This window comes from Microcystis sp. M113S1, from assembly GCF_020246945.1.
In the GTDB taxonomy this organism is placed as follows: Bacteria; Cyanobacteriota; Cyanobacteriia; order Cyanobacteriales; family Microcystaceae; genus Microcystis.
In genome coordinates, this window is sequence record NZ_JADBSA010000172.1 from 1 (window position 1) to 10611 (window position 10611).

Genomic DNA, 10611 nt, shown 5'->3' on the forward strand with positions numbered 1-10611 from the left:
CGTTCCTTTTAGGTTCAAAAATTTGTCAAGCATCATAAGTAAAATACTCGGGTTTTTGGCGATTATATCAAATCTTAACTCAATTGTCTATCTTTTGGTATTAACCTATTTGTGCCTTAAGTGTCTCCCTGTATAGATTTCAGCTACTTTTAGGCGTAGGCACTCTCATCGAATTTTATTTTAAGTTAATTATTTGCATAACAATTACCGAAGAGCCAAACCCGAACGCATCAAAAACTGTGCTTTTTCCCACACCATTTTTGCCGATAACGGCCGTCATCGGTGTCAGAGAATCTCGATTTTGAGTATTCCATAACTTGCCCAGAGTTATATCCTTGAGCGCTCGATAATTTTTAATCCTCAATCCCTCAATTCCGGCCATTATTTAGTCCCGTTTCTCATTACTAAAGTAATTTGAGCAATTTCTTGATAGATTGATTCTAGACCAGTTATTAATAGAGTTCTTGCCTAATTAATTTTTGAGAGTTCAAAAATGAGAAAAATAGGCATAAAATTGCATAAAATCCTTAGATAGAGCATTTAATTGATTAATGCTCATTCTTAATTCTCCTGACTACTGACTACTGGCTACTGACTCCTCACCTAAGGTCAGATTTTTGATTTTTACAAGAGGTCTAATTACTGACCCGATTCGATCACTCCTTCGGCCTCATGGACAATTGCCCTCAATCGATCTAAAGTTTTCTGGTCCACCTGCGTCCATAATCCCCGTTGTTGAGCCTCTAATAATCTTTCGGCCATATCTCGCAATGCCCAGGGGTTTTTCTCCTGAATAAATTGTTGTACCTTGTCGTCAAATAAATAAGCTTCGGCTACTCCCTGATAGATAAAATCCTCCACTAGATGAGTAGTGGCAGAATAGGCAAAAATATAATCTACGGTCGCAGCCATCTCGAAAGCGCCTTTATAGCCGTGTCGCATCACTCCCGCTATCCATTTGGGGTTCACTACTCGCGAACGATATACCCGGCGAATTTCTTCCTCTAAGGTTCTGATGCGGGGATTTTCTGGACGGGAATGATCACCAAAATAGGTGACGGGATTTTTGCCGGTTAATGCCCGAACACTGGCAGTTAAGCCGCCTTGAAATTGATAGTAGTCATCGGAGTCGAAAATATCGTGTTCCCGATTGTCCTGATTATGCAGCACTATCTCTAATTCTTGTAGTCTATTTCTCAATACTTCCGGTAAAGAATGGGCAGTTCCTTGACTATCATAGGCATAACAACTCCAGTTAATATAAGCATTAGCTAAGTCTTGATCATTTTGCCAGTTTTGTGACTCGATTAACCCCTGTAAACCGGCCCCGTAAGCACCGGGTTTGCAGCCAAAGATTCTGGCAGTAGCTCTCAGTTTCGCCTCTTTTTCTCCTAAGCCCTGACTTAGCCAAAACTCCCTCTCTGTCTTCACTTTCGCCGCTAAAGGATTAATTTTTTCTTCTTCCTCTTGACAAGCTACCGCATTTATGCCAGAATTAAGAAGATGTAGTATGCTGGGGAAACTGTCCCTAAAAAAGCCCGATACCCGAACGGTCACATCAATGCGAGGACGGCCTAAGCTAGACGGGGTAAGGATTTCAAACCCGACCACCCGACGGAAAAAACCATCCCAAAGGGGACGAATTCCCAGTAAAGCCATGGCTTCGGCCACATCTTCGCCACTATTTCTCATCGTCGAAGTTCCCCAGATAGAAATCGCCAAAGTGCGGGGATATTCGCCATTTTCTTGGGTATAACGTTCAATTAGTGCCTCTGCGGCCTTTCTTCCCACTTCCCACGCAGTTTCTGTGGGGATTGCGCGGGTATCGACAGAATAGAAATTTCTGCCGGTGGGGAGAACATCGGGACGGCCGCGGGTGGGAGCGCCGGAAGCACCACTGGGGACGTATTGGCCAGCGAGACCTTTTAAGAGATAGGTAAGTTCATCGGGGGTTTGTTTTAAAGCAGGAATTAACTGATTTTCTAGCCAAACCAATTCTTTTGCCGTATTTTCGCCTAGAGGTTCAATTTTCTGGCTAATTAAATCCTGAGCGAGACTTTCCAGATAGGTAGTAGTATCGTTATATTCCGTCAGGGGGTCGCAGTCGAGGTGGAGGTCAAGGGCGATCGAACGGGTTAAACCGGGGCGGTCGGGACTAGGAGAACGAGCGATCGATTGGATTAAATCAATTAACTGCTGACCCTGGGGACATTGACCGAAGATATGTAAACCGTCGCGGATTTGTGCTTCCTTGAGTTCACAGAGATAACCATCCACGAGGGTAAGAAATTGACCAAAGGAAGCGCTGATCGCAACGCGCTCGCTACGCGAGATCGTGCCTAGCTCTCGATCGAGATTAGTTTTCGCCACCAGATCACTAATCCGCTCGCGAATCAGAGCTAAACGAGAAGGATCAAGAGATTCTGCTTGATAATATTCATCGATGAGAGACTCTAACTTTTCCCAATCCCCATACAATTCCGCTCGCGTCATCGGGGGAGTGAGATGGTCGATGATAACAGCTTGGGAACGTCTTTTAGCGCTGGAACCTTCTCCGGGGTCATTGACAATAAACGGATAAAAATTCGGCAGCGACGAGAAAGCAATTTCGGGATAACAATGGGGAGAAAGAGCGAGACTTTTCCCGGGCAGCCATTCTAAATTGCCGTGTTTACCGAGATTAATTACAGCAGTGACTTGGAATTCCTGTCGTAACCAATGGTAAAAAGCGAGATAGCTGTGGGTAGGTTCGAGGTCGGGGGAATGATAATTAAGAGTCGGGTCGAGGTCGTAACCGCGAGAAGGTTGAATACCGATAAAGACATTACCTAACTGGATGCCGGGGATAGGAAAATCCCTGTCTGGATGTCCCCAACGGTCAAGCATAGCGCTTTGATTATCGGGGGGAAGGGAGGAGAAATAATCTAGATATGCTGACCGGGAGAGAGATTGATAGATAGGTTTTAATTCCCTTGTCTCCAGGTCATTAGTGATACCGGAAATAAGCAATCGCATTAATTCATCGCTATGGTCGGGTAGGTCGGTGAGGGTATAACCTTGGGTTTGTAATGCGCGAAGAATTTCCAGACCACTAGCGGGAGTATCTAAACCGACTCCGTTAGCGATACGACCATCCTTATTGGGATAGTTGGGGAAAATGAGAGCAATTTTTTTCTGGGAGTTGGGAAGGGAGGAGAGTTGACAATAGTTTGCGGTTAAATCAGCGACAAAATCAACCCGGTGGGGGAGGGGTTGATAGATAACTATTTCCGTTTCTAGTTTCGGATGTCGGGTGAGGACAGATTTAAAGGAAATAGCGCGGGTGATAATTTTGCCATCCATTTCCGGTAAAGCGATATTGATGGCCACATCCCGGGGGGAAAGACCTTGATAACCCTGTTGATAAGCTTCTAAACTGCTGCTGCTGAGGACAACTTGGAAGATGGGTTTATTGAGGGACTGCCAGAAGTGATGATTTTGTTTGTCTTCCGGTCGTTGGATAGAGAAGCTAGTGGTATCGAGAATTAGGTCTGGGGGATGGTGGGAAAAGAGGGTTAATAGTTCCTCTTGCACTTCAATTTCCCGGACAGAGGAGAGAAAGATAGGGACAGTTTCAATATTTCTTTGGGTGAAAGCGGTGATTAAAGCATCGATAGCTTTGGTATTACCCGCGAGATAATGGGAACGATAGAAAAGTATCCAAGTCCGTGCTTGGGGTTGGGATAGGGTTATCTGGGAATAGATTCCCAACCTAGGGACAACCCTAGGAGGAGAGGGAGGATAGTCGAGATGGAGACAGGTATGCGCGATAAATTTACAAGCATTAATCCAGTTATCTATCCCTGCTTCCGTGAAATAGCACCATAACTGATTAACAGTAGTCAGGGAAGCAGTGGAATGACTCATCAACTCTAAATCCGGTTTATCCTCTCCCGGGAGGACAAATAAAGTCGCACCAGTTTCCTCGACAATTTCCTTAACTACTTCCAATCCGTAGGACCAACTCCCCCGTCCTCCCAATAAGCGAAGAATAATCACTCTTGCTTGGGATAGTACCTTGTCCCCATAGTTATCGATACTGTATTGCTGCTGTAACTGCGATAAATTCAGGGCGCGAATTGCGGGAAAATTATCGGGTAGATGGTCGATAGCTGCCGCTAGAGTTTGAATATCGGTATCAGCCATGGTGAGGAGAACAATCGGGGCCGGATTTTGGTCGATAATAATCACCCCTTCGGTATCTGCTGTCCAACCACCCGCTTGGGGAGCAATTCGGTGCATAAGTTTTGAGAGTCAGGTTAAATAATGATTAGGTTTTGAGAATCAGGGTCTCGATCGAGGGATCATTCTTAGGTAGATAGAGATGATTATATCTGTCTGCGGCAATTTTCAAGAATAGGGATTAGGGAATAGTCGGGGATAGGGATTAAGAAAAATCTTCACTAAAACCCACACCCCAGTCCCCCATCACCTTACTGATGACTGGGGTGTGGGGTGTGGGGTGTGGGAAGTGGGAAGTGGGAAGTGGGGAAGTGGGGGAATTTCAACTAAAACCCTAAAACCCTAAAACCCTAACACCCCAAAAACCTAACACCCCAAAACCCCAAAACCCTATCACCCTATCTCCTGCCTCGCAGCCTCGGAGTCTCCTGCCTTCTGATAACTGATAACTGATAACTGATAACTGATAACTGACTACTGATAACTGACTACTGATAACTGATAACTGACTACTGATAACTGATAAATGAATGCTTCTCCCGCTTATGTTTGCTGTCAAGTGTTGTCATCTACTCACCTCGAACAAATTCGTTCTTGGTGGGGACAGTTGGCAATACAGGTGACAGCACCGAGGATTAGTCTAAGTGAAAGAGACATTCCCCCACAGACAGGAGAAATCTATCAACTCTTGCTTTCCACTGACCTACAAGCTTTATTGTTAGCCAGTCCCCAAGGGCATAATTTCCAGTACGAAGTCCGCATTAGTTTTGAAGCGAACACGATTAAAAATTTTCTGCAAGGACTGGCTGTCAAGTCTCTCCACAACCCAAAAATTCAGCAGGGTTATCAAATTTTAAATCTGCCTCTATCCATTAATGTCAGCAGTTTTCAAAATAAAATTTTAGTCAAAATTCTCTCGATAATTTCTTCTCCGTCTGCTGATAGAGATTGTTCCCGCATTTTCTCCGTTTGTCAACCGGTAGAAGCTGCCCTATCCCAACAAATCCAACAGGAAAGATTATTAAACCAAGTCATCACCCAAATGCGTCAGAGTCTGGAGTTACCGGTGATTCTGGAAACCGTAGTCAGGGAAGCGCGGGAGTTTCTGCAAGTGGACCGATTGTTAATTTATCAATTTTTCCCCAGTACCAGTGAGGTAAAGGGAAAAATAACTTCCGAGTCGCGCATTTCTGACCAGATAAATTCGGTGTTAAATTTAACCCCCGAAGACGATTGTTTTTCCTATATTCCCCAATACAAAGAAAAGTACCGTCAAGGATTAATTCTGGCCGTGGATGATGTGGATGCTAACTATTCTTCTTCCTTCTGTTTGTCCGAATTTTTGCGACAACACCAAGTGCAATCAAAATTAATCGCCCCGATTGTGGTACAAGAAGAATTGTGGGGTTTATTAATTGCCCATCAATGTCAAGAAAAACGCCAATGGTTGCCGCAAGAAAAGAAATTTTTAGGTCAGATTGGTGAACATCTCGCCATTGCTATCTATCAAGCGCAATTATATTCTCAAGTACAGGAACAAAAAGATATTTTTGAACGCCGGGTAATAGAAAGAACCCAAGAATTACAAGATACTTTAATGGCCGCAGAAGCCGCTAACCTCTGCAAAAGTGAATTTTTAAATAATATTAGTCATGAGTTATTAACTCCCCTAACTTGTATTATCGGTTTGTCCAGTACCCTGCAAAAATCCTCGGCAGCCAATAATTTTTTACCCCCCGACAAACAAAAACACTATCTAAAAGTTATTCAGGATAACGGCAATAAACTATTAGAATTAATCAATGACTTGCTTAATTTCTCGCAAGTTTCGGCGGGGAAAGCTGTTTTAGATATTAAACAATTTTCGCTAAAATATCTCTGTAATCATGTTTTAGAAATTATTAAAACAGAGGCAGAAACTAAAGAAATTAATCTGATTTTAGAAATGAGAATCACCGAAGAAGAGCATTATTTTTACGCCGATTATGATCGAGTTCAGCAGATACTTTTATACTTGTTAAAAAATGCCCTGAAATTTACCCCCGAACAAGGTGATATCACCCTGAGACTGTGGAAAGAAGGCAGTCAGGTCATTTTTCAGGTAGAGGACACGGGCATCGGCATTCCTGCTCAAAAAATACCGCTTCTGTTTGAAAAATTTACCCAATTGGATGGCTCCCGCAAACGTCGTTATGGTGGTGTGGGATTAGGATTGGCTTTAACTAAACAATTAGTGGAACTCCATCGCGGCACGATCGAGGTAGAATCTTGCTTAGATAAAGGTTCCATCTTTACCGTCCGTTTACCTCAACAAAAGCCACCCATATCCCAGCTTCAACCCTCGGAGAATAATCCCCATTTTAATCACCACCATCCCACTATAGTTTTGATTGAAAGTGACGAAGAAATCGCCAATCTTATTTGTGAGTTATTGATGGTGGCACATTATCAAGTTATTTGGTTAATCGATAGTGTCTCCGCTATCAAAAAAATTGAGATCGTGCAGCCCGGTATTATAATTGTCGATCGGAAAATGCCCGATATATATCATCTGTGTCATCTTTTAAAAAAATCTAGCCAAACTCAAGCCAGTAAAGTGCTAATCTTGAATGATACCCCTGAAATCAGCGTTAATTTTCTTGGTCGTCATGGCATTGACGACTATCTCCTCAAACCGATTCAACCCTCCCTATTGTTGGAAAAAATCCGCTATCTAACCGCTTTATAAGTGGGGTTTGCGGCAAAAAGTTTTTCGTGGGGGTAGGGTGTAGGGTGTGGGGTGTGGGGTGTAGGGTTTTACCCATTTTCATCTGGTCAATTTTTTCCTTTTTCCTCAGAAAATAGAGCTTGAAAACTAACTATCAAATAGCTAATTTTCAAGCTCTTAATTGTAGGAATCCTAGGCTAAATTAGGATTCACTCTCGATATAGATAAATAACAAACCCATAACCACAGCTGGCATTAACCAACAGACGATCGGGATTAAAATCCAAGGCAGATAAGAAGCTGCGTAGTCACCAGTCATGTCAAATGCTCCTAGTAAAAAAATAAGGAAATGATAATCAGGTAGAAAAAGGGTTAATTATTGATTAAAAACCCCACGCATGATGCCATCAACGACACCAAGATTTTCTAGGAGGAAATAGGCCACAAAAGCGCCACCCATGCCACCAATAAAGAAACCGGCGGCGAATTGACTCCAACCTTCCGCCGATTTCAGCGGATCACCACTAGCGGCCTTACCTTGGAAAGAGACAAGACCATAACTAGCTAAACAACCCGTAGCCAAAAGAACCATGGCTAAAGCGGGGATTAAGCCGCCGATATTGGCATATTCGGAGTCTCTCAAGGGGCCCAGGACAACCCAGGGACCACCGAGGAAATAACCGTGGGCCATACCCACTTCTAGACCGCGCAGAATCGGAGCTAGACCGGGACGATAGGCAGGTAAGTTACCAATAAAAGCTTTGGTAAAACCAGAAGCGGAAATGGGGGTAGCTAGATGACCAATGAACGGATCATCATTGTAGGGTGTCACCACCTGTTTGTATCCAGTTTCAGCCATTGTGTTTGAGTTCTCCTTTTTCCGATCAACGGGAAAATTGATCATAAAACTTTAAGATTACACTTTAGGCCTAAGAATTACTTCAAGCAACCCCATCGATCGAGTTTTCAAGGGTTGACGGCTGAAACTCTCACAATTCGTTACATTTCTCTCAGGAGAAGGGGGTTGGGGGTTGGGGGTTGGGGGGAGCTTTTTTCAGTGATCAGTAAACAGTAAACAGTAATCAGTGAACTGAAAACTCACACCTGATCCCATTTTTCTTTAGGTGTGACATAGATAGTGTACTGGGCAAGAGGCAAGAGGCAAGAGGCAAGAGGCAAGAGAGTGCATGAGTACCTTTTTTAACTAGCCATCTCTGCCGCTAGTTTAGAAAATTGCTATCACATCTGCTCACTGATAACTGCTCACTGATAACTGCTCACTGCTCACTGATCACTGCTCACTGATCACTGGTTAAGGGATAATCAACACTGGACAGGGGGCAAGGTTAATAACTTTGGTGGTGACGCTTTCGGACACACCTTCGCTGGTTAATCCTAAACCGCGACAACCCATAACGATCAGGTCGGCATTAACTTCATCGGCCACATCACAGATGACAAAAGAAGGTATTCCCTCCCTTTCAATCATTTCCGCATTGATGCCAGCTTGGGCGAAAATCGATCGCGCCGATTGTAACAATCTATCCACCGCTTCGATCGAACTCATCTTATCGTCGGCGGCAATTTCTCCGCTGGGTGTCGTTTCCACTACCGACAACAGGACCAAACGACTGTCAAAGATTTTGACTAATTCGATCACACTACTGGTCGCGTCACGACTTTCGCGGCTGTGGTCGATGGGAAATAAAATCGTCTCAAACATAATTAGCAAGTCTCTCCAATCAAATTTTTCTGGGAAAATCAGTCTTAGAACTGCAAAACTGATCCCCAAATCTGAAATAATCTTTGTCAAAGTAATTGCCGCAAGTAGCGATACCCTGATTTAATCTTTATTGTACGGTAAGCAATCTAGGAGGTTATGGGCTGTGCCAAAAAAAACAGTAGCGAATTTAACAGAAGCCGATTTAGCGGGCAAACGGGTCTTAGTCCGGGTCGATTTTAACGTTCCCATGGACAAGGCCACCGGGAAAATCAGCGATGATACCCGCATTCGGGCGGCCTTGCCAACCATTGAGGATTTAATCAAAAAAGGGGCTAAGGTTATTTTATGCAGCCACATGGGTCGTCCCGACGGTGAGGTTCAAGAAAATTTGCGTCTGACCCCTGTAGCTAAACGTCTCTCGGAATTACTGGGCCAAGAAGTAATCATGTGTCCCGATTGTATTGGTGAGGGAGTTACGGCAGCGATTGGCCAAATGTCTAACGGTCAAGTGGCCCTTTTAGAAAATCTGCGTTTCCACGGTGAAGAGGAGGCAAATAATCCCGATTTTGCCAAAAAATTAGCCGCTAACGCCGATTTATACGTTAATGATGCTTTTGGTACCGCCCACCGCGCCCACGCTTCTACGGAAGGCGTTACCCACTATCTCAGCCCCTCGGTGGCGGGTTATTTAATTGAAAAAGAATTAAACTACCTACAGTCCGCTATTGAAACTCCCCAACGTCCCCTAGCGGCGATTATCGGCGGTTCTAAGGTTTCTAGTAAAATTGGCGTGATCGAAACTTTATTAGAAAAGTGCGATAAACTGCTCATCGGTGGCGGTATGATCTTTACTTTCTACAAGGCCCGCGGTTTAAGTGTTGGTGGGTCTTTGGTGGAAGAAGACAAACTGGAATTAGCTAAATCCCTGGAAGCGAAAGCTAAAGAAAAAGGGGTGGAATTCCTCCTTCCTACTGATGTGGTGTTAGCGGATAAATTCGATAAAGAGGCCAATTCCAAAATCGTCAAGGTCGAAAATATTCCCGATGGTTGGATGGGATTGGATATTGGACCTGAATCAGTTAAAGTTTTCCAAAAAGCTTTATCTAACTGTAAATCTGTCCTCTGGAATGGCCCCATGGGGGTGTTCGAGTTTGCTAAATTCGCAGCGGGTACAGATGCGATCGCTCACACTTTAGCCGATTTAACCGCTACTGGTACAACTACCATTATCGGTGGTGGTGACTCGGTAGCGGCGGTGGAAAAAGTGGGAGTGGCGGAAAAAATGAGCCATATTTCCACCGGTGGTGGCGCTAGTTTGGAATTACTCGAAGGTAAGGTTTTACCCGGTATTGCCGCCCTCGATGAGGCCTAATTATCGCTAATATCTAAGGTTTAAAAAAGGTGGGTGCTAGCCCACCTTTTTTATGAATTATCAATTAGGAATTATGAATTATAAATTATAATACTAAATCTGGTTATTAAAAACTGATTATCTATAGTCCCTATTGCCTATTGCCTGTCCTGATGTGTAGCCTATACTCAACGGATTTAGTATCATTAGGATACTTCAATCGCATTGACACTCCCCGCTCTAAAGAGACGGGGATTCTTGGTTCACAGAGATTACTTGCTTAGACAGAATTGCTTCTGAAAAAGTAGAGGTATTCTCTCCCCAAGCGTTTATTGGGTCGAGCCCAAAGGTTCCGGTATGCCCTACCGTACTTAGTCCCCTTTTAAGGATGTTGATTGCGTCGTTTTCATCCCGCTCCAAAACACATCCACACTTGCACTGATGGGTTCTAGTCGATAAAGATTTTTTGACAGTTTCACCACAGTTTGAACAGTTTTGGCTTGTATAGTTCGGTGCGACAGCAATCGTTATCTTGCCGAATTTAACCCCAAAATACTCTATCCATTCCCGAAACTGATACCAGGCCGCATCATTTATCGATTTAGCTAG

7 protein-coding genes and 1 pseudogene are annotated in these 10611 nt (G+C 43.9%); 2 read left to right on the forward strand and 6 right to left on the reverse strand.

From position 1 onward, the window contains the following. Positions 1–202: 202 nt before the first annotated feature. Positions 203–382 (reverse strand): annotated as a pseudogene (locus tag IM319_RS08790) (AAA family ATPase); the annotation flags it as partial. A 257-nt stretch (positions 383–639) separates the two neighbouring features. Beyond that, on the reverse strand, positions 640–4281 hold the full coding sequence (gene cobN / locus IM319_RS08795) for a cobaltochelatase subunit CobN (RefSeq protein WP_287077235.1): 3642 nt from the start codon (positions 4279–4281) through the stop codon (positions 640–642). A 466-nt stretch (positions 4282–4747) separates the two neighbouring features. On the opposite strand from cobN, the gene IM319_RS08800 reads away from it, so the two are divergent. Further along, positions 4748–6949, forward strand: coding sequence for a hybrid sensor histidine kinase/response regulator (locus tag IM319_RS08800; protein ID WP_287735324.1), 2202 nt, complete (start codon positions 4748–4750; stop codon positions 6947–6949). Positions 6950–7130: 181 nt separating this feature from the next. On the opposite strand, the gene IM319_RS08805 is transcribed toward IM319_RS08800, so the two are convergent. The 3 genes from IM319_RS08805 to IM319_RS08815 all read right to left on the reverse strand — a co-directional run bounded on the left by IM319_RS08805 (position 7131) and on the right by IM319_RS08815 (position 8651). Beyond that, positions 7131–7247: a photosystem I reaction center subunit VIII gene (locus IM319_RS08805; protein WP_004162778.1), complete on the reverse strand. Its 117-nt coding sequence runs from the start codon at positions 7245–7247 to the stop codon at positions 7131–7133. Between the two features lie 57 nt (positions 7248–7304). After that, positions 7305–7787 (reverse strand): photosystem I reaction center protein subunit XI, encoded by a 483-nt coding sequence (locus tag IM319_RS08810; RefSeq protein ID WP_004162779.1) that lies wholly within the window; start codon positions 7785–7787, stop codon positions 7305–7307. A gap of 453 nt (positions 7788–8240) precedes the next feature. Continuing rightward, positions 8241–8651, reverse strand: coding sequence for a universal stress protein (locus IM319_RS08815; protein WP_287735325.1), 411 nt, complete (start codon positions 8649–8651; stop codon positions 8241–8243). Between the two features lie 163 nt (positions 8652–8814). Here IM319_RS08815 and IM319_RS08820 point away from each other — a divergent pair, with 163 nt between their 5' ends. Continuing rightward, positions 8815–10023 carry a phosphoglycerate kinase gene (locus IM319_RS08820; RefSeq protein WP_287077588.1) on the forward strand — a complete coding sequence of 403 codons (1209 nt, stop codon included), beginning with the start codon at positions 8815–8817 and terminating at the stop codon, positions 10021–10023. Between the two features lie 219 nt (positions 10024–10242). On the opposite strand, the gene IM319_RS08825 is transcribed toward IM319_RS08820, so the two are convergent. Then, positions 10243–10611 (reverse strand): RNA-guided endonuclease InsQ/TnpB family protein (locus IM319_RS08825; RefSeq protein ID WP_287735326.1); only part of this gene is annotated, 369 nt, incomplete at its 5' end.

What these genes read in the sequence shown, in the direction of transcription:
- cobN (WP_287077235.1), bottom strand. Translation starts at nt 4,281, where the DNA reads ATGCACCGAATTGCTCCCCAAGCGGGTGGTTGGACAGCAGATACCGAA.
- IM319_RS08800 (WP_287735324.1), top strand. Translation starts at nt 4,748, where the DNA reads ATGAATGCTTCTCCCGCTTATGTTTGCTGTCAAGTGTTGTCATCTACT.
- IM319_RS08805 (WP_004162778.1), bottom strand. Translation starts at nt 7,247, where the DNA reads ATGACTGGTGACTACGCAGCTTCTTATCTGCCTTGGATTTTAATCCCG.
- IM319_RS08810 (WP_004162779.1), bottom strand. Translation starts at nt 7,787, where the DNA reads ATGGCTGAAACTGGATACAAACAGGTGGTGACACCCTACAATGATGAT.
- IM319_RS08815 (WP_287735325.1), bottom strand. Translation starts at nt 8,651, where the DNA reads ATGTTTGAGACGATTTTATTTCCCATCGACCACAGCCGCGAAAGTCGT.